Annotated in this window: 17 protein-coding genes; 14 read left to right on the top strand and 3 right to left on the bottom strand. The window is 44.8% G+C overall.

Annotation, left to right across the window (positions count from 1 at the left end; all coding sequences use genetic code 11):
• Positions 1-44 precede the first annotated feature (44 nt).
• From AC787_RS24025 to AC787_RS24055, 7 genes are all read left to right on the top strand, one after another.
• Positions 45-932 (top strand): carbohydrate ABC transporter permease, encoded by an 888-nt coding sequence (locus AC787_RS24025; protein ID WP_054027503.1) that lies wholly within the window; start codon positions 45-47, stop codon positions 930-932.
• 29 nt (positions 933-961) lie between these two features.
• The gene (locus AC787_RS24030) at positions 962-1,843 is read left to right on the top strand and encodes a carbohydrate ABC transporter permease (RefSeq protein ID WP_054027504.1); all 882 of its coding nucleotides are present in this window, start codon (positions 962-964) and stop codon (positions 1,841-1,843) included.
• A 65-nt stretch (positions 1,844-1,908) separates the two neighbouring features.
• Positions 1,909-4,527, top strand: a complete 2,619-nt coding sequence (locus AC787_RS24035; protein ID WP_054027505.1) for a GH116 family glycosyl-hydrolase — start codon at positions 1,909-1,911, stop codon at positions 4,525-4,527.
• 41 nt (positions 4,528-4,568) lie between these two features.
• Complete coding sequence (locus tag AC787_RS24040) at positions 4,569-7,034, top strand: GH116 family glycosyl-hydrolase (protein WP_200930760.1); 2,466 nt, start codon at positions 4,569-4,571, stop codon at positions 7,032-7,034.
• Positions 7,035-7,060: 26 nt separating this feature from the next.
• Positions 7,061-8,152, top strand: a complete 1,092-nt coding sequence (locus AC787_RS24045; protein ID WP_054027507.1) for a GTP-binding protein — start codon at positions 7,061-7,063, stop codon at positions 8,150-8,152.
• Positions 8,112-9,224, top strand: coding sequence for an inorganic phosphate transporter (locus AC787_RS24050; protein WP_235561102.1), 1,113 nt, complete (start codon positions 8,112-8,114; stop codon positions 9,222-9,224). Before AC787_RS24045 ends, AC787_RS24050 begins: the two co-directional genes overlap by 41 nt.
• A gap of 13 nt (positions 9,225-9,237) precedes the next feature.
• Entirely contained in the window at positions 9,238-10,074 is an 837-nt protein-coding gene (locus AC787_RS24055) for a nucleotidyltransferase domain-containing protein (protein WP_054027509.1), read from the top strand.
• A 150-nt stretch (positions 10,075-10,224) separates the two neighbouring features.
• On the opposite strand, the gene AC787_RS34515 is transcribed toward AC787_RS24055, so the two are convergent.
• Complete coding sequence (locus tag AC787_RS34515; RefSeq protein ID WP_162839328.1) at positions 10,225-10,383, bottom strand: hypothetical protein; 159 nt, start codon at positions 10,381-10,383, stop codon at positions 10,225-10,227.
• Positions 10,384-10,944: 561 nt separating this feature from the next.
• Here AC787_RS34515 and AC787_RS35110 point away from each other — a divergent pair.
• The 3 genes from AC787_RS35110 (at position 10,945) to AC787_RS24070 (ending at position 12,635) form a co-directional block, all read left to right on the top strand.
• Positions 10,945-11,169 carry an rRNA adenine N-6-methyltransferase family protein gene (locus AC787_RS35110; RefSeq protein WP_054027510.1) on the top strand — a complete coding sequence of 75 codons (225 nt, stop codon included), beginning with the start codon at positions 10,945-10,947 and terminating at the stop codon, positions 11,167-11,169.
• 50 nt (positions 11,170-11,219) lie between these two features.
• On the top strand, positions 11,220-11,789 hold the full coding sequence (locus tag AC787_RS32985; RefSeq protein WP_268760210.1) for an rRNA adenine N-6-methyltransferase family protein: 570 nt from the start codon (positions 11,220-11,222) through the stop codon (positions 11,787-11,789).
• Between the two features lie 282 nt (positions 11,790-12,071).
• Positions 12,072-12,635, top strand: coding sequence for a hypothetical protein (locus tag AC787_RS24070; protein ID WP_054027512.1), 564 nt, complete (start codon positions 12,072-12,074; stop codon positions 12,633-12,635).
• 228 nt (positions 12,636-12,863) lie between these two features.
• Here AC787_RS24070 and AC787_RS24075 read toward each other — a convergent pair whose 3' ends face one another.
• Entirely contained in the window at positions 12,864-13,181 is a 318-nt protein-coding gene (locus tag AC787_RS24075) for a hypothetical protein (RefSeq protein ID WP_054027513.1), read from the bottom strand.
• 282 nt (positions 13,182-13,463) lie between these two features.
• Here AC787_RS24075 and AC787_RS24080 point away from each other — a divergent pair, with 282 nt between their 5' ends.
• A complete protein-coding gene (locus AC787_RS24080) occupies positions 13,464-13,769 on the top strand; it encodes a hypothetical protein (protein ID WP_054027514.1) in 306 nt (101 codons plus the stop codon).
• A gap of 205 nt (positions 13,770-13,974) precedes the next feature.
• Here AC787_RS24080 and AC787_RS24085 read toward each other — a convergent pair whose 3' ends face one another.
• On the bottom strand, positions 13,975-15,732 hold the full coding sequence (locus AC787_RS24085; RefSeq protein ID WP_235561103.1) for a sigma-54-dependent Fis family transcriptional regulator: 1,758 nt from the start codon (positions 15,730-15,732) through the stop codon (positions 13,975-13,977).
• Positions 15,733-15,962: 230 nt separating this feature from the next.
• On the opposite strand from AC787_RS24085, the gene adh reads away from it, so the two are divergent.
• The 3 genes from adh (at position 15,963) to rpoN (ending at position 19,372) form a co-directional block, all read left to right on the top strand.
• Positions 15,963-17,483, top strand: a complete 1,521-nt coding sequence (adh, locus tag AC787_RS24090) for an aldehyde dehydrogenase (protein WP_054027516.1) — start codon at positions 15,963-15,965, stop codon at positions 17,481-17,483.
• 12 nt (positions 17,484-17,495) lie between these two features.
• Complete coding sequence (locus AC787_RS24095) at positions 17,496-17,861, top strand: DUF779 domain-containing protein (protein ID WP_054027517.1); 366 nt, start codon at positions 17,496-17,498, stop codon at positions 17,859-17,861.
• Between the two features lie 218 nt (positions 17,862-18,079).
• Positions 18,080-19,372, top strand: a complete 1,293-nt coding sequence (gene rpoN, locus AC787_RS24100) for an RNA polymerase factor sigma-54 (RefSeq protein WP_054027518.1) — start codon at positions 18,080-18,082, stop codon at positions 19,370-19,372.
• Positions 19,373-19,633 lie beyond the last annotated feature (261 nt).

Raw genomic sequence — 19,633 nt, forward strand, 5'->3', positions numbered from 1 at the left:
GCTGCGGCTCTCCGTTTCTCTGGAGGAGGTATCGATAATAAAACATGGCGAAGAAAACAAAAGATATCATCGTAGGTTACCTTTTCTTAGCTCCTGCCATATTGCTGTTTCTCGTGTTCATCGCCGAGCCTGTGGTGGCTTCTGTAATTCTTAGCTTCACTGAATACAATGTTATTACACCTTCTAAATTCGTTGGCTTGGACAATATCAAGCAGTTTTTCCAAGATGATAGACTCGGTTTAGTGTACTGGAATACGTTCAAGTATATTTTAATCCTAACGCCTCTCCATGTCATATTGGGGCTGCTTCTCGCACTTGCCGTACAACGTAAGATGGCGAAGGGATGGAAGTACTTTTACCGGACGGTATTTTATTTTCCGGTTCTTGCGACTTCCGCAGCGGTTGCCGTGGCCTGGTCATTTATTTTTAATAAAGATTTCGGTATACTGAATTATTTTCTTAGCTTGTTTGGAGTTGATGCGATTCCTTGGATGCAGTCTCCGAACTGGGTGTTTTTGGCGGTTGCTCTTTATAGCTTTTGGAAGTTTATCGGCAACGCTTTTCTGTATTATTTTATCGGTCTTCAAAATATTCCAGAAACGCTGTATGAAGCTGCTGAGATCGACGGGGCTAACAAGATTCAGCGGTTTTTCAACATCACACTTCCAATGCTCTCTCCGATGTTGTTTTTTGTACTTGTGACGACATTAATCGGTACGACGCAAATATTTGACGAGCCTTACCTGATCACGGGGGGTGGACCTGGTGATGCATCCCGTTCCGTAAATATGTATATTTACGAAATTGCATTCCAACATCATGAAATGGGATATGCATCGACGGTGTCTATAAGTCTATTCCTAGTCATCTTATTGATTACTGCACTTCAATTCGCTTTTAGCAAGAAGTGGGTCTCATATGATCAAGAGTAAAGACGTGTTCATAAGGAGGTATCGCGAAGATGAACAGGAAAGTTGAGGCTGCCGGTGTATTTCCGGAAAATCGTATCCGTACTGCGTCACGCAAAGGAGTTGGAGGTTTCATTCTTGACGGCTTTCTTATCGTGCTGTGTTTTCTAATGATTTCTCCTTTTCTGTGGATTGTCTCCACATCTTTGCGGCTGCCAAAGGATTCATTTTCGCTACCGCCGGCTATTTTCCCGACTACATTTAACTTTTCTAATTATATAGAAGTATTTCAGCAGGTACCGTTTACAGCGTTCATTGTGAACAGTCTGAAAATTTCCATTGTCATCGTTATCGGTCATATTTTTATTTCCAGTATGGCAGCTTTTGCTTTTTCTCGTATTTCGTTTCCGGGCAGAAACACAATTTTTATGGTTTTTCTCGCTGGGTTGATGATTCCAGGGCAAGTCACGATTATTCCACAGTTCATCCTTATTTCCAAGCTTGGTCTTGTGGATACCCATTGGGCGCTGATATTGCCTGCTTTGATTAATCCGCTAGGTATCTTCCTGATTCGGCAAATGATGATGACGATTTCATCGACCTACGATGAAGCCGCCTACATGGATGGGGCCAGTCGAATGTGGGTCTTCTTGAAAGTTGTTTTACCGATGGTATTCCCGGCGGTTGCTGTTACGTCGGTTATGACCTTTATTTCCCACTGGAATGATTTTTTCAGACCTTTAATATTTTTGAACACATTTGAGAAAATGACTCTTCCTATTGGAATGACCGTTCTGAATGGCACCTTTGGCTCAGGAAACTTATCCGCTATCCTTGCCGGCGTTACGCTATCGCTTATCGTACCTTTGATTTTTTATATTTTCGGACAAAAATACCTTGTCGAAGGAATTACAGCCGGCGGTTTGAAAATGTAAGAAGGGATTTTTTAAAGATCATGATTTGAATTTCATTATTCAATAATGACTGGGAGGAAAAACGATTGAACGTTCAAAAAACGAATGATCTGTACAAAATGGAGAAGAGCTTTACGTATACCGGAAGTAAAACGAATGAGATTTCCTTTCCGCTTGGCGGAATCGGATCAGGCTGCATCGGACTCGCAGGTAACGGCCGCTTGATCGATTGGGAAATATTCAATCGACCAAATAAGAACAGCTATAATGGTTTTTCCTTCTTCGCGATCAAAGCTGAGCATAACGGTGAAGTTAGAGTGGCGAAAGTACTAAATGGGGATTTGCATCCGCAATATTCTGGAAGCGGTAACGAAAAGTTTAGAGGCTTCGGCTTCGGCGTTGAGAGAGAGAGCCTTGCCGGTTTTCCTCATTTTACGTCAACATCTTTCAAGGGAGAGTATCCTTTTGGCGAGATTCAATTTATAGACGATCAGGTTCCTTTGGATGTGAAGCTGACTGCCTTCAATCCATTGATTCCCCTTAATGATAAAGACTCATCCATTCCGGCAGCTATCTTTACCTATGAAGTGGTTAACACCTCAAATGAGGAGCTCGATATTAGCCTTGTCGGCAATCTATCAAATCCTTTTACTAAAGATGCTTTGAATGACTTTGCGGATTTTGGAGCTTACAAGGGTATCAAGCTTTCTTCCACCCATTTCAAAGAAGAGGACCCTGAATTCGGAGATCTTACACTAAGCACGGATTCGGAAGAGGTAAGCTATCAGACCTATTGGTATCGCGGAGGTTGGTTTGATAATCTTACCGTGTTCTGGAAAGAGTTCGTTGCGCCAGGAAAGTTTAAAGACCGCAATTATAACTTGATTAGGGAACAAGCAGCAGTCGCTACTTATAATCGAAATGACGTTTGCTTGTTAAGCAGCCATAAGAAGCTGGCGCCTGGGGAAAAAGGCGTGTTTCGATTTATGATTACATGGAATTTTCCTAACTACGTTAATTTTTGGAACCCTGGTGAATGCCGTGATGGTGAAAAATGCGAGCTGCCTAGCTGGAAAAACTACTATGCCACACTTTTTGAAAACTCAACAAAGTCCGCGGCATACGTCTGGAACAATTTAGACCGATTGTACCAGGATTCGCTCTCATTTAAAGATACGCTGTTTAATTCGACGCTGCCTGATTATGTGATCGATGCGGTATCCAGTAATATTTCTATTCTGAAATCACCTACATGCGCAAGGCTTACAGACGGAACGTTGTACGGGTTTGAGGGCTGTCACGGACAGGAAGGCTGCTGTGAAGGCACATGTACACATGTGTGGAACTATGAGCAAGTTACGCCGTTCCTCTTCCCGTCGCTCGCTCGTTCTATGATCAACGCGGAGTATAAAGCGACCATGTATGACAACGGGAAGATGGCATTCCGAATCATGATGCCGATTGAAAGAACGCTAATGGACACGTCGGACTGTGCTGGACCAGAAAGGGCAGCAGCGGACGGACAGATGGGTACGATAATTAAAGTTTATCGGGAATGGAAAATATCAGGGGATACAGCGTGGTTGAAATCAATCTGGCTGAAGGTAAAAAAATCGCTCGAATTTGCTTGGAATCCGACGAATATGGATTGGTGGGATAAAGATTGTGACGGCGTCATGGAAGGGGTTCAGCATCATACGCTCGATGTGGAAATATATGGTCCGAATTCGTATATCAGCGGTTTATACCATGGGGCATTGCTCTGCGCATCTGAAATGGCGGAAGCGCTTGGCGACGAAGCAGGCAAGAAATATGTAGAGCTGTATGAAAAAGGCCGTAAATGGGTGGGTGAAAATTTATTCAACGGGGAGTACTTCCATCAATTGATAGATCTCCAGGATGAGAGATTCCCGATTGATCCGGAATTAGAAGAAATCAAATATCAGATCGGGGAAGGCTGCCATATCGACCAGGTATTGGGGCAGTGGCATGCACATATTATAGGGCTTGGTTACATTTTTGATCAGGATAAAGTGAAGAAGGCGCTTGAATCAATCTATAAATATAACTTTATTGAGACGATGCGCGATTATCCGAATGCCTGCAGAATATATTCGCTCAATGACGAAAAAGGCTTACTCATCTCCACTTGGCCGAAAGGGAACAGCCCGAAGGTGCCTGTGCCTTATGCGGACGAGACGATGCACGGATTCGAGTATCAGGTTGCTTGCCATATGATCTATGAAGGATTAATGGAAGAGGGATTAAATGCCGTGAAGGCAGTTCGCGACCGTTACGACGGCGAGAGAAGAAATCCTTGGAATGAAATTGAGTGCGGCAGCAACTATGCGAGATCGATGGCTTCTTATTCCTTATTGCTCGCTCTCAGCGGTTTTCAATTTGATATGCTCCGAAAGCATATCGGCTTCAACCCGAAAATTAATCAAGAGCAATTCCAAAGCTTTTGGTCGCTTAATCGGGCTTGGGGGAATTTCATTCATCAGAACGGAGAAATTCAATTGGAAGTTAAATATGGTTCACTAGAATTAAGCAGCTTCCAAAGTGACTTGTTTGACAGAAAGGAAACGATAGAGGTTTATCTGGACGCTAATCCGGTAACAGCTGACCGCAATGGCAGTTCAATTACTTTCGTCGCAGCGCTTCAATTGAAAGCGGGAAGCAGATTAAGCTTGTTGTTGAAATAGATGATTTACTCTAAGAAACAAACAAATAGCAGGGTGAAAGGGTGGAAACAACATTGTATACAAAAGAGGATTTATATAATTCCGCTGCTCAGCGGACTTATCCCGGTGAAGCGAAGGAAGCGGCTTTCTTGCTCGGAGGTATCGGTACAGGAAATATCTCTATCGGCAGCAGGGGCGAATTTCGGGATTGGGAAATCTTTAATCGACCTGGCAAAGGGAAAATGATGCCCAATACCTATTTCTCAATATGGGCTAAGCAGGAAGGAGCTGAACCAGTAGCCAAGGTGCTGGAATCGAGATTAAACCCGTCGCACAGCCTCTCCCACGGGTATCATCCCATAACAGGAGCGGGTCTTCCGCGAATGGAAAAGTCGACTCTCCGCGGGGAATACCCAATCATGTGGGTCGATTTTGAAGACAGGGATTTACCGTTAGAAGTCACCCTTGAAGCCTTTACGCCCTTTATCCCGTTAAATGTTGATGATTCCAGTATCCCCGGAGCCTATTTAACCTATAGGGTGACGAACACTTCCGATCTACCCGTTGATGTAACTATCGCAGGTTCGATGATGAATCCGGTCGGCGGGGTGAATTTCGACCGGTTCGGCAATTTGGATTTAAAGAATACCGATGGGAATGTAAACGAGTTTCGTCAAGAAGGCGAATACGCGGGATTATTATTCGGTTCCAACAAGCTCACTCCGCAAGATGAGCATTATGGGAACCTGTCCCTAGTAACGACAAATACAAAGCTGACGCATAAGCGCGCATGGCTTCGCGGAGCCTGGTACGATTTTCTTCAGGAGTACTGGGATGACTTCACTGAAGACGGTCTGCTGAACGATCTAGGTTACGAAACGCCGTCCGAGAAAAACAAATCCGATACAGGATCGCTTGGCGTGTATGAAACATTGGCTCCTGGCGAGACGAAAGAGTTTGTGTTTATAATGACATGGTATTTCCCTAATCGGTTAAATGGCTGGAGCGAGAATGTTTGTGTGAAGGAAGAGGGAAGGCAGCTTACGCAGAATTACTATGCTGCCAAATTTGAGAGCTCATGGGCTGCGGCGTCATATCTCGTGAATAACCGTACTCGTTTGGAGCGAGAGACGAAGCTGTTTCATAGTGCACTTTTTTCAAGCACTTTGCCGGAGCACGTCATCGATGCGATATCGAGCAATATAACCGTACTAAGAAGTACAACTTGTTTTCGAATGATAAATGGTCTTTTTCTTGGTTATGAGGGCTGTTTTGACGAGGCGGGCTGTTGTGATGGTACATGTACACATGTTTGGAATTATGCTCAGACGCTTGCTTTTCTATTTCCGGAGCTGGAACAAACTATGCGGCAAAATGAGTTTCTGGAGGAAGTGCAGGAAGATGGGAAAATGGAATTTCGCTCCTTAAAGATGTTCGATTCCAAATGGATTTGGCACGGACAATCTGCGCCGGCCGCTGCAGATGGGCAAATGGGAACGATCATGCGTGCCTACAGGGAATGGAAGCTGACGGGTGACGATGCATTTCTGCGTAAGTTGTGGCCATCAATAAAGAAAACTTTAAACTACGCCCCTATTCACTGGGATACGGATGGAGATTTGGTATTCGACGGTGTCCAGCATAATACATACGACATTGAATTTTATGGACCGAATCCATTGACCGGTATCTTTTTCCTAGGTGCACTCCGTGCGGGACAGGAAATGGCTGCCTATCTTGGTGAAGAGGAAGTCGCGCGAAAATATGCAGAGGCATTTGAAGTAAGCTCGAAGCGCCTTGATGAGCTGCTGTGGAATGGGGAGTATTACGTTCAGCGTTTGGATGACGTCAATGCCTACAAATATCAGCATGGATTAGGCTGCTTATCGGATCAAATGCTTGGTCAGCAATTAGCCCATCTCTATGGTCTAGGTTATCTTCTGCCGAAGGAAAAGGTACAAAGCGCCATTCATGCCGTCTATAAGCATAATTTCAAAACCGATTTTTTAAATCATATCAATTGCCAACGTACCTATGTGTTAAATGATGAGAAAGGACTTCTTCTTTGCTCATGGCCGAACGGCGATCGTCCGAAGCTGCCCTTCGTTTACTCCGACGAAGTATGGACGGGAATCGAATACCATGTGGCGACCCATCTCATCTATGAAGGTTTTATTGAAGAAGGGTTAACGATCGTAAAAGCGGTGCGTGACCGTCATGACGGTTACCGCCGTAATCCGTGGAATGAAGTGGAATGTGGACATCATTATGCAAGGTCTATGTCAAGCTGGGGACTGCTTATTGCACTAAGCGGTTTTGAATTTGATATGTCCCGCGCCGAGATGAAGTTCGCACCCGTTATCAATCAAGAGGACTATACCGGTTTTTGGAGTACGGGAAGAGCATGGGGCACCTATAGTCAAAAACAAGATGCACAAAGCGGTGAATACGAAATCGAAGTGAAGGTGCTTTACGGAGATACTTCGGGGTTAAAGGTTTATGCCTGCGGTAAAGAATTAATCTTATAAGTGGTCTTCATCTTAGGAGGATTGTGATGGGAAAATCGGAGCTTATTTTGTTAAGCGGATTTTTGGGATCCGGGAAGACTACGCTGATGTTGTCTGCGGCTGCTCTATTGCGACAGAAAGGCCTTAAAGTGGCATGTATTACAAACGATCAAGGTGAACAACTGGTCGATTCGAAAATGGTGCTGCGCAAGGAATTGCCGCTTCAGCAAATTCAGGGCGGTTGCTTTTGCTGCCGCTTCGAAAAACTAGCAGACTCTATCAACGAAATCATTGAACTCCACAGTCCCGATGTGATCATTGCCGAAGCAGTGGGCAGCTGTACGGATTTGACGGCCACGGTTATTAGGCCATTGCAAGCCATGCACGGCGATTTATTGGAGGTTCGTCCGCTCAGTGTCGTTGTTGACCCTCGTCGTTTGGCGGAAATGATGTCGCAGTCCGCAGCTTTTACGAGAGAAATTGTATATCTATTCGAGAAGCAGTTGGAGGATGCTGGCTGCATTTTATTGAACAAGACCGATTTGTTGTCCGCAGAAGAAATAGATAGATTGCTGAGCGGATTGCGAAGTGAATTCGATTCGGCACATTTGCTGCAGCTATCCGCGCTTACAGGCAGCGGGCTCTCGGATTGGCTCCATTATTTAAAGTTCGCGGAATCTGCAAATTTGCCAGTGCTTGATATCGATTATGATATTTATGCGGAAGGCGAAGCGCAGCTTGGCTGGTTAAACGCCAGCATTGCTTTGAATGGACCTATGTTTGATGTAGGAAAAGTTTGCTCATCCATCATAGAAGAAATGTTGATCTCATTTAGATCGTTGAAAGCAGAGACAGCACATCTAAAGTTGTGGGCGCAGGATGTTAAAAACAGCTTGAAAATAAGCGCCGTTCATAATCAGGACTCTTATAATGCGGATCATTCGACCTCTCTGCAATGGCAATCGGATGCCGTGACCATTTGGGTTAATGCGCGCGTAAATATTGGAACTGAGCAGCTGCGAGATATATTTACCGGCACGATGCGTGGATTAAGGGAAACGTCTGCGCTTTCTGTATCGGTCGAAAGGATGGATTGTTTTGCTCCTAGCCGCCCGGTCCCAACTTATAGAATGGTTTAAGCTGAATAAGACGGTCGCCAATTTGATAACGGGATTATTTATCGCTGTAATTACGACATTGTTATTCGTCGCGTTAGGGCTTCTGAAAGGATTCTCTGTACAGTCAGTGATCGGATTTATCGTTGTAGCTTGGTTAGCCGTTGAAAATGGCGGAAACGATGTGTCAAAGGGGATTGCTCCTTTACTGGCATCCGGGGCAGCCAGTAAGCAGACAGCACTGATCTATGGGGCAGGCGTAACGATAATCGGCGGCATATTATCGATTTTTATTTCCATGAAATTGTTGAAATTGTTTACAACAGGACTAATAGGATCCGGTTTCCCGATAACCGGAAACATGGCGCTGATGATAGCGGTCGGCGCAGCGCTTTGGGTAGCACTTGCAACTCGATTCGCTCTGCCTGTCTCAACTACCCATGCCATAATTGGTTCGATCCTGACAGTCGGGAGCTTAACCTATGGGTTATCGAGCATTTTATGGGGAAATCTGGTTGAGAAAGTAGTGATGCCGTTACTATTTGGCCCACTAGTCGGCTTAGTCATTGCATGGCTGCTGACCTACGTGATTAAATACGTTCGTTTACCGCTGCAAGCAGGAAAAATATTAATCTGGTTGTCCAGCGGAGCGATCTGCTTTGTCCGAAGCTTAAACGATGTGCCGAAAATTGTGAGCATCGCCGTAATGGCTGCTCTCATTGGAATCGATGGCGCTGAAATGAAAACGCTATTCTCATTATTCCTGCTGATTACGGTAGCAATGGGAATTGGAAGCCTGGTCAAAGGAGCGGCCGTCACGGAGCTGCTTTCTCAGAAAGTTACAAACCTTGACGATAAAAGCAGTCTATCATCATTATTAACAACCAGCCTGCTCGTCATGTTTGCGAGTAAATTTGGACTGCCGGTATCGACGACTCACGTATCCTCCTCCGCTATTATCGGCTCAAATCTGCATTCAGGAGTAAAGTCAGTCAACTGGGTCATCGTACGTCACATCGTTTTATCATGGATCGTGACGGTACCGGGAGCGGGTTTACTGGCCGCAGCCGCATTCTTGTTTTATCGTATACTGTAAACAGGAGGTATGTATGCTGGACATTGAACCTATTTTAGAGGCAACGGTTTCGCGTTTACAGAACATTCCCGGTATCGAGGCGATTGTCCTAGGAGGTTCACGCGCGAGGGGCACTCATACTCCGGAATCTGATATTGATGTCGGTATATATTACGCATCTGCTTATCCAATCGACACCGACGCCCTTGAGGAAGCAGCAGCAGATCTTGACGATTCGAGACAGAAAAAACTAGTTACGCGGATCGGAGAGTGGGGGCCTTGGGTTAATGGTGGAGGATGGTTGAAAATCAAATCGGTACCTGTTGATTTTCTATACAGGGATCTCGATAAGGTTACCGCTGTAGTGGAGGATTGCTTGCGAGGGGAAATATCTGTGCATTATCAGGCTGGTCATCCTCATGCCTTCTGCAGTTCAATCTATATGGGCGAGGCGGCAGTGTGCCGGAGCTTGTGGGATCCGAATGGCAAAATCGAGCGGTTGAAAAATGTTACGGCTTCTTTTCCTGTTTCTCTGAAAAATGCCATTGTCTCGAAATTTTTGTGGGAGGCGGTTTTTTCGGTATCAAATGCGAAAAAAGGGATAAGCAGGACAGATGTGTCCTATGTTGCAGGCCATCTCTTCCGAGCTGTCAGTTGCTTGACACAGGTGCTTTTTGCTATAAACGAAACCTACCTGTTGAATGAGAAAGGAGCGATTGCAGCATGCGCTGCCTTTCCTAGAAGCCCCGACCGATTCGAAGCCAGGATTCGCCACAGCTATACACTCCTTACAGATGATAAAAAACATATGGAGGCTTCCATTGATGGAGTTGAGTCGCTGATTAAGGAGACGGAACGGTTGCTAAACTGATAACTCATGCCAATATCGGAATAAAGACCTGATAAGACGGGGGAGAGGAAACGAGAGAGAGGGGCAAAACCCTTCTTCTCCATCCTTTCCCCTGTTTTTCTATCACGACAGTATAGATCAAAACGGATAGAGATCAACAAAAACGTTAGCTTATTTTTTTATTAGATTCAAGAAAAGCGCTTGCTCCTCCGATAATATAAATTCCTCTTTAGGCCAAAAATCCTCATCTTCGTCTCTGCCGAAGAGACGAATGATCTCCTTCCATACCCCTTTTTCCATTGCTTCCGAGGCGGAAATCATGATTTTCAATGCAATCACCTCCTGCAATTTCCTTACGTTTAATTACACTTATAATTGTGAAGATAAACATAATTTTATTCATGATCCATTTTTCAAATCAATATCCACCATATCATTCAGGTCAAAAAGAAGGAACAACTGAACTTTTTAATATATGATGTCGTCTACTTTGAATTGAAATGAAAAGGGAGTACCCCCTGGGTACTCCTTTACTTATTACAGGCAGCTGGTTTTCAGAAGAAAATAAAGTCTTAGACTAGAAAAATTAAGTGTTAGACTGAGTAAATAAAGTTGTAGACTAGAAAAATAAAGTATTTTCATTAAGCTAACGGGAAGTTTACAGTAATGAATGCCCTTTTCATGTGCCAAGCGGCAACACTTGAAATCGTTAGTGAATTTGTTATAATGGCAATAGTTTTTAGGAGGTGCTTTATTTGATCACCCATTACATGCGTTTACGGTAAAAAGAGGTGCGGTACAGGTTGACTCATCCGTTTTTTTAAAAGCGGGTTCGGGTCTATTTGTGGTGCGCCTTTTTCATTTACCTAAACAAATGAATGAGGTGTTTTTGTGTTGCATAAAAAGAATAAAAAGCCCGTCGTTACCGGGAATAGGTCCCGTACGAATCCAAATAAAAGCGGAGGCAGCCCTAACTTCTCCGGTCAGCATTTCCTGCATAACAAACGCGCGGTGCGTGATTTGATCGAAACGGCAAAAATTACGAAAAAAGACGTCATTATTGAAATAGGGGCCGGCCTCGGTGCGATCACGCTGCCGCGTATGTTCAAAAATTGATCGGCAAGGTGGAAGGCGAATCTAATATTAAAATCGTTCATGGCGATTTTATGCGAGGATACCTTCCAAGAGAGCCCTTTTGCGTCGTGTCGAATATCCCTTTTTCAATTACGACTCCGATTCTGAGAAAGCTATTGGATGATCCTTCTACCCCGCTGCAGCGGGCTGCCATCATTTTAGAGAAGGGAGCGGCCAAACGGTTTACCTCTTCAGTCGTGACGAATCCGGAGCTATTAAGCTGGAGGATGAGGTATGACATGGAACTGGTGCAGACACTTCCCCCGGGTTATTTTTCGCCGCCGCCGAAGGTGGAATGTTGCATAATATCGATAAGGAGAAAGGCATGCCCTGAAGTTCCATGCCGCTATAGCGCTTTGTTTACGGGTCTTGCTGAAAGGGGGCTAAGAAATCCGCAGTTACCTTTCGACGGAGCGTTCAGTACCGTCTTTACCCCCCCGCAATTGAAACACTTGGCGTCGAGCCTTGGGATTGACCGGGATAAGCCGGTTTGCGCATTAAAAGAACGCGAATGGGGCGTTATTTTCCAAACAATGCTGGATCATGTCCCTTCCTATCGGTGGCCCAAAACTTTGCAAAGCCAAAAACGGAAGCGAAACTAAGTCTCGTTGCTCAAAATAAACACTCAACGCTGGAGCACTTTACGACTTGCACAAATCGGATTATATTAAAGTTGGTTAAACTAACGGGTACGATAGTTAAATACCGAAGGGCTGCCGCTTGGCAGCCCTTTTCTCAGTTAGCGGGTGACATGTTCATAAGAATTGAAGATTTTGTATAGAAGTCAACCGAAACCGAGTTAAGTAATGGGATTTTCTGGATACCGTAACCATTGATTTCTAAACAACGTCTATAGATGGAATACGAAGCATAGGGGGCATGATATGAGAAAACCACAGCTGTATATACATATTTTCACTATACTAATGGTGATTCTGACGGGTTGCGGGAAAGGAGATAATGCACAATCAACGTCAATTGCCGATTTAGCGGTCATTTATTCAACCCTTGAAGAAATAACAGATGATTCAGAACTCGTGGTTGAAGTTACGATGACTGGCGAATTCGAACAAATACCAGAATATGAGGGTGCTAATTTTAAACTCACAGATGCAGAAGTAAATGAGGTAATTAAGGGTGATGAAAGTTATAACGGTAGTAATATTAAGATTTTTGAATTTGCAGCATCTAACATAAAAAAGAAGAATGACAAGTTTGTTCTGTTTTTGCACAAATATGAAGGGCCGGTTACTTCAGAAGAAGCATTTGTCATTTCCGGTCTCTATCAGGGCAAGTTTAGAATAGATGACAAAGGAAAAATAAATTATGATGCGGCTAAGAATAATGGTGAAGTCACATTTCAAGATGAACTGAGTAATAAGAATCTTGTGGAGTTTAAAACATCGATTAAAGAAAAAATGAAGAAAAGTTCAGGGTATCTGAATTAAGCTAACGGAACATCAATTTAAAATGGAGAACGTTAGTTGAACAACAAAGGAGCAGTTTGCGACAGCTGCTCCTTTCTTCTAGCCGGTGAACGTCTCGTTGTTGCTTTGAAAACTCCCCAATTGTCTATTTTTTGTCAGAAAATAATCCCATTAAGTGTACCATTTCAAATACTTTACCTGTTAAACTCAGATCCTTCAGCTTGTTCAATACAGGCGCTTATATTGCATTTAATCCGCCTCAAGTTCACGCGCATCCTTAAACATTAATATCACCGCTGTTATGAATAAGACTGCGGTCATTACGCAGCATTCCGCGTAAGTCATGCCAAGACCGAACCACAGTTCGAGGACTGCGTAGAGWCCCGCCGCTGAGCCCGCAAATATGCCGATGCACGCGAATAGTAACGCGATGAATACGAACATGTGGCCGCCAGTGTTTGGTTTGTACAATGTTTTTTTTTCCGGATTTAGAATTAACGAGATCCGCTCCATAGTCACCAAAAGCACGCGTGACTTGTTTAGTTTTTTTCTTTTATTTGGTGACAAAGTTATCTCCCCTAATATCTTGTTATATTCTTTTTCGGAACTTGGACTGGTTAAGTTAAGGCTTGAAGAGATTCCAAGGGCGAAACAGGACGAGAAATTGACGGAGGCAGGCATAAGATTGCCCGATTTTCTAAATTTTTTTGCTTAATTATGATTAAACTAACGGGCAGAATAGTGTAATTACAGTGTAGAATAAGTGATGTTGACTTACTTGAAAAATTTGCATGGTAAAGCTATATATTGTTGCTACATCCTAAAAAGTAAGGTGATAAATTGCATAATATGATGAATAAGCAGCAATTTATTGAAATGACAGTAAAAGAACAACGTACTATTGTAATTAGATTTAAAAATGCTGATGAGTTTGTTCGAGGCATCTCTAGAGAAGTGAATGAAAAGTATTTATTTGTTGAAACAGAAGAATGCTCCATTTGTAAAGTTGTTATTACTGATATTATTGAAATTTTTGCTATACAGTCTCCATCCCAAAATCGCAATGTTTCAAAATTCAATAGTGTAGAAACACAAGAAAACGGGAATGAACTTGATTTAATCATAGCTCAATTTAAAAATCTAAATGATGATTAACAGAGGATAAAGCTAGGCAGACGAGTTTCTTGATTGCATTTAACTTATCAACCAAAAAGGGTTTTTGCAGATTAAGCTAACGGGACATGATAGTTCAATAAAACAGCGGCAGTCTTGGACTTTTTTTTTCGTCCACGGCTGCCGTTGTTTTCATAGTTGGGTCCAGTCTAATACTTTATTTTCTTTCTACACTGGTAGCTATTAGCTAGAACAATGAAATGTCGTATTCCTCGATTTTTCGATATAAAGTCGTTCTTCCGATTTTTAATTGGCTGGCAGCTTTGCTCAAGTTCCATTCTGCAGCCTTCAGCGCCTTTTTGATCGCGATAATCTCCGTTTCTTTCAAAGTGAGTTGAGTCTCCCCATTATTTTCTTGGGCGCGCTCAACAGACTGCTCAAGTGATAGATGCTCCGCGTCAATTGCTTTGCCATCCGCTAAGAAGGCAGCCTGCATAAGAATGCCGTTTAGCTCTCTTATATTGCCAGGCCAGCTGTAGCAAGGCAGCATCGCTTGTGCTTTCTCCGTCAAGGCAGGTGGTTGGCCGGTAAGCTTCAGGAGCAAGTGCTCTGCCAGAACGAGAATATCACTTCTCTCCCGCAGCGCGGGCAGTATAATATTGATCCCTTTCAGACGGTAGTAAAGATCGGCCCGGAAACGGCCGACTTTTATTTCTGCAGCCAAATCCTTATTGGTTGCCGCAATGATTCTCACATCAATCGATTTGCTCTTCGCGCTTCCTACAGGCGTGATTGTTCCCTCCTGCAGCACTCTTAGCAGAGCTGCTTGCGCCCGAAGAGGCATATCGCCTATCTCATCCAGAAAAATAGTGCCGTTATGCGCAGCCTCGAACTTCCCAGCATTGCCGTCTTTATTGGCCCCGGTAAATGCGCCGCGCGCGTATCCGAACAATTCGCTTTCGATTAAGCTGTCCGGAATAGCGCTGCAATTCAGTGCAATGAACGGCTCCGCTGATCGCGGACTTGCGGTGTGAATCGATTGGGCAAACAGCTCTTTGCCTACCCCGCTCTCACCGAGCAGCAGTACGGGAAATTCTGTCAAAGCCGCCTTCTTGGCAAGCTCTTTCTTTTGTATAATGGTTGGGCATGTACCGATGATATCCTTGAAGGTATACAAATGGGGCTTGTTTGCCGCCTGTTTGTGGATAGAAACGGACTGCCATATTCTCTGATGATTATTATGAATTGTTTCAATGGCGAAGCCGTCCACCTTCGAAAATTCCTTGCCTATCGCATCGCTGCCAACAATACGGATGGCTGCATAGTTAGCTCGAAGGATACGGTTATCCTGGCCGAGAGAGAGCAGCGGCAGCGTATGGTTCTGAGCGGTATGTTCAAGCTCTCTTAACGTAATGAGATGCTCCTGCTTCGATTCTTCCAGCAGTATTTTGTTCTGTAGGGAGAAGGCCGCCATACAGGCTAGTGTAAAAGTATAAGCGTGGTAATGCTCTTGCTTGCCGCTAATGTTGATCACACCGATCAGCTCGCCGATTGCATTGAAGACGGGCGCTGAGGCGCAGGTCAAGAAGTGATTGGAGCTGAAATAATGCTCTTCAGCATGGACACGAACAGGCTTTTTCTCCGCGAGAGCGATCCCGATGGCATTTGTGCCTTTTCTTCTCTCGGCCCAATTGGCTCCTACCTGCAGCTGGACAGCTGATGCCCGGTGGGAGAAATCGGCATCGCCGGCTGTGTGAATAATGGTTCCCTCCGAATTGATAAACAGCGCCATCTGACCGGATTGTTTAATGCCAACGTTCATTTGCTCGAATACTTGCTCAACATGATTTATCGTTTGCTCATTTTCACTTAATAGAGCGTGAATACGGCTTCCTGTTAAAATATCATCGTCAACAGGGTCGGTTGGTTTTAAACCAAAACCTTGACAGCGCTTCCAAGATAACGCCGCCGCTTCGGATAGAAATTTATTTTCCACTGATATCACAATGAACACCTCCATCGTAATCGGTATCCTAATCCGAGCATACCATAGTTGCTTTTATTAATGGAGAGCCGGAAGAAAGAATGTTCCGAAATGAAACACTTCCAGTGTATCAGAAAAGAACAGCTCTATTAAAGCGCTTTCAAGAAAAGATTGATTTGCCTTTATTTCAGTAGTTGGCACAATTCTTGCTTATATATTTAGTGTAATCCATTTTAAGGAGGCTGAGCTATATGATTTATGCACAACCTGGACAAAACGGATCAAAGGTTACCTTTAAAAAACGGTACGAAAACTTTATCGGAGGACAGTGGGTTGCACCTGTTAAGGGTCAATACTTCGAAAATCCGTCACCTGTAAATAACCGCGTTTTTTGCGAGGTTCCTCGTTCTACATCCGAGGATATCGAGCTGGCTTTGGACGCGGCGCATGCTGCGAAGGATGCATGGGGCCGTACGTCCGTTGCGGAGCGCGCGCTCATTTTAAACAGAATTGCTGATCGCATGGAAGCAAATTTGGAGCTGCTGGCAGTTGCCGAAACTTGGGACAACGGCAAGCCAGTTCGGGAAACACTCGCGGCCGACATGCCGCTGGCGATTGATCATTTCCGCTATTTTGCAGGGAGTATTCGAGCTCAGGAGGGCTCGCTTAGCCAACTAGATGATAATATGGTCGCTTATCACTTTAATGAGCCGCTGGGTGTCGTCGGTCAAATTATTCCGTGGAACTTCCCGATACTTATGGCGACATGGAAGCTTGCTCCTGCTCTTGCGGCCGGAAATGCGGTCGTCCTGAAGCCTGCTGAGCAAACGCCGGCATCTATTTTGGTGTTGTTGGAGCTTATTCAAGATTTGCTGCCGCCAGGTGTGCTGAATGTCGTTAACGGCTTCGGACTTGAAGCGGGCAAGCCGCTTGCCTCGAGCAGCCGGATTTCAAAAATTGCCTTTACCGGCGAGACGACAACAGGACGTTTAATTATGCAGTATGCTTCGCAAAACCTAATACCAGTCACCTTGGAGCTGGGTGGGAAATCGCCAAACATATTCTTTGAGGATGTGACCGCTCGTGATGACGCCTTCTTTAATAAAGCACTCGAAGGTTTTGCGATGTTCGCCCTGAATCAAGGGGAAGTCTGTACGAGCCCGTCTCGCGCGTTAATTCAAGAATCGATCTATGATCAATTTATGGAAAGAGCCTTGAAACGCGTCGCCGCTATCAAGCAGGGCAACCCTCTTGATACGGAAACGATGATCGGGGCTCAGGCCTCTACCGAGCAGGTTGAGAAAATTATGAGTTATATCGACATCGGTGCGCAGGAAGGTGCCGAATGCCTGATCGGCGGAAATCGGGCAGCAGTTGAAGGAGACATTTCCGAAGGCTACTACATTCAGCCGACCGTTCTGAAGGGGCATAACAAAATGAGAATTTTCCAGGAGGAGATTTTTGGGCCGGTACTCTCTGTCACTACGTTCAAGGATCAAGAGGAGGCGCTCGCGATCGCCAATGACACGCTCTACGGACTCGGCTCCGGCATATGGACACGCGATATGAATACGGCTTACCGGATGGGGCGCGGCATTCAAGCAGGCCGTGTTTGGACGAACAACTACCATGCCTATCCTGCTCATGCCGCCTTCGGGGGATATAAGAGCTCAGGCATCGGCCGTGAAAATCACAAAATGATGCTCTCGCATTACCAGCAAACAAAAAATCTACTCGTCAGCTACAGCCCCGACGCATTGGGCTTCTTCTAAGAGGACCTTGCGATGACGACAGAAGTGAGCAAGGTTGTTGCTACCGATGCCGCTTTGGAGCTAATCGAAACTGTAAAGGCCAAGCATGGTCCTGTCATGTTTCATCAATCGGGCGGCTGCTGCGATGGCAGCTCTCCCATGTGCTATGCGCAAGGAGAGTTTCTAGTCGGTGACAGCGACGTATGGCTGGGAAACATAGGCGATGCACCCTTCTATATGAGCAAGGCCCAATATGATTATTGGAAAAATACACAGCTCATTATTGATGTGGTCCCTGGCAGAGGCGGGATGTTCTCGCTTGAGGGGCCGGAGGGGCAACGTTTTCTGACACGATCGAGGATGTTCACGGACGAGGAGCGGCGTGTGCTGGGTCTATAAGCCATTTTATAAATGAAAAACATAGGGGCAGCCTGAAACTTGAATTTCAAGTTTCAGGCTGCCCCTTTGCATGGTGTTGTCGTTACTCTTCTTGATCGCTCTGCTCGATACGGAACGGTTGAATCCCAGATTATGCATAGGCCATATTAACAGCTTATTTAAGCTATAATACATAGTAATAGTAAACGCTTACAACTAAATGGCTAGGGGGAATGTACATGGAACTCTCATTGAACGGCAAGCAGGAACAGAAGCTGCTGCTTACCCCGCAGATGCGGCAGTCCATGGAAGTCCTACAAATGTCCGTTTGGGATTTGAGTGAGCTGATTAAGCAGCAATCAATGGATAATCCTTTTATTGAGCTTAAGCCAGCTAAGGATTTCTCCGGCCTTCATCAAGCAAGCAGCACCGGACTAGATTGGTGGCTAGATGTCGACCATCCAAACGAGCCAGCTTTAGAATCGGTATTGATTGAGCAGCTGACTTATATGAAGCTTGACCACACGGTCCTAGTCGTGTGCCGATGGATCATCGGCAATCTGGACGAGAAGGGTTATCTTTTATATGACAAAGATGAAATTTCTACTTTAACAGGCACTTCGTTAAGGCATGTAGACGAGGCTGTCGGCGTCATACAAGGCTTAGAGCCGTATGGTGTGGGAGCTTCAACATTAACAGAATGCCTTATCCTTCAATTGCGGCATCTGCATAATTCCGATCCCTTGGTTGTTAAGCTTGTCCAGCATGATTTGCTCCGAATCGCGGAGGGGAAGCTGCGATTGTTAGCAGAGAAATACGAAACAGAGGTTGCGGTAATTAATGCCGCCATTGCGAAGATAAAGTCGCTCAATCCAAAGCCAGGAGCTTTGTACAGCAGGGAAAAGCCTCAATATATCATGCCGGATCTTAAGCTTATGCATATTGCAGGGGAATACAAAGTGTTCCTAGTAAATAGTTTCCTTCCAGAGATCACATTAAATGATTCTTATATGAACTTGATGAAGCAGAATGTTTCAAGGGATATTCAGCTCTATTTGAAAAAAAACTGGCATGCGGCAAAAGGGATAATCGATAGTATCGAGCGGAGAAAGGCGACGCTGCTGAAGGTGTCCAGTGTTATTTTTGAGCTGCAGGCAGAGTTTTGTGTGAAAGGCTCCGTTCATATTCGGCCGATGACCATGAAGCAAATCGCGGAGGTACTGCAAGTGCATGAATCAACGATCAGTCGTGCGATTAGCCATAAATATATTCGAACGCCGTGGGGACTATTCGAGCTTAAGCATTTCTTCTCCTCCTCTATTAAACATGCTGACGGAACAACAATTTCATCGGTTTACACAAAGGACCGAATTCGTGAATATATCTCAGCAGAGAAGCAAGCTTCACCGTTATCTGATCAACAAATCGCATCGCTGCTGCAAAGCGAGGGATTGCTTATCTCACGCAGAACGGTGACCAAGTACAGAGAACAAATGAATCTGCAGTCCTCCAAAAGGAGGAAAAAGCAATAATAAGAGCTTAAGGAACCATCCGCGATAACGAAACCACCGAGCCCTTGGGAGAAACTCTGCCCTCTGGGCTCATTTAGGTTTGTCATAGTTTTTTTTAGCAAAATATGGCACATCGCAAGGACTTTGGTCGACCAAACAATGTCGCCAGTCTGACGTGTTACTTAAATCGAGCCGCTCCTTTTATGAAAGCGGTCTCGATCGGAAAGGTTTTTGTCCCGAACCGCCATGATTCATACAGAAAGAGACAGTATGATGGAAACA

This window comes from Bacillus sp. FJAT-28004, from assembly GCF_001280845.1.
GTDB lineage: Bacteria > Bacillota > Bacilli > Paenibacillales > Paenibacillaceae > Pristimantibacillus.

What these genes read in the sequence shown, in the direction of transcription:
- AC787_RS24025 (WP_054027503.1), top strand. Translation starts at nt 45, where the DNA reads ATGGCGAAGAAAACAAAAGATATCATCGTAGGTTACCTTTTCTTAGCT.
- AC787_RS24030 (WP_054027504.1), top strand. Translation starts at nt 962, where the DNA reads ATGAACAGGAAAGTTGAGGCTGCCGGTGTATTTCCGGAAAATCGTATC.
- AC787_RS24045 (WP_054027507.1), top strand. Translation starts at nt 7,061, where the DNA reads ATGGGAAAATCGGAGCTTATTTTGTTAAGCGGATTTTTGGGATCCGGG.
- AC787_RS24055 (WP_054027509.1), top strand. Translation starts at nt 9,238, where the DNA reads ATGCTGGACATTGAACCTATTTTAGAGGCAACGGTTTCGCGTTTACAG.
- AC787_RS32985 (WP_268760210.1), top strand. Translation starts at nt 11,220, where the DNA reads ATGCGAGGATACCTTCCAAGAGAGCCCTTTTGCGTCGTGTCGAATATC.
- AC787_RS24070 (WP_054027512.1), top strand. Translation starts at nt 12,072, where the DNA reads ATGAGAAAACCACAGCTGTATATACATATTTTCACTATACTAATGGTG.
- AC787_RS24080 (WP_054027514.1), top strand. Translation starts at nt 13,464, where the DNA reads ATGATGAATAAGCAGCAATTTATTGAAATGACAGTAAAAGAACAACGT.
- adh (WP_054027516.1), top strand. Translation starts at nt 15,963, where the DNA reads ATGATTTATGCACAACCTGGACAAAACGGATCAAAGGTTACCTTTAAA.
- AC787_RS24095 (WP_054027517.1), top strand. Translation starts at nt 17,496, where the DNA reads ATGACGACAGAAGTGAGCAAGGTTGTTGCTACCGATGCCGCTTTGGAG.
- rpoN (WP_054027518.1), top strand. Translation starts at nt 18,080, where the DNA reads ATGGAACTCTCATTGAACGGCAAGCAGGAACAGAAGCTGCTGCTTACC.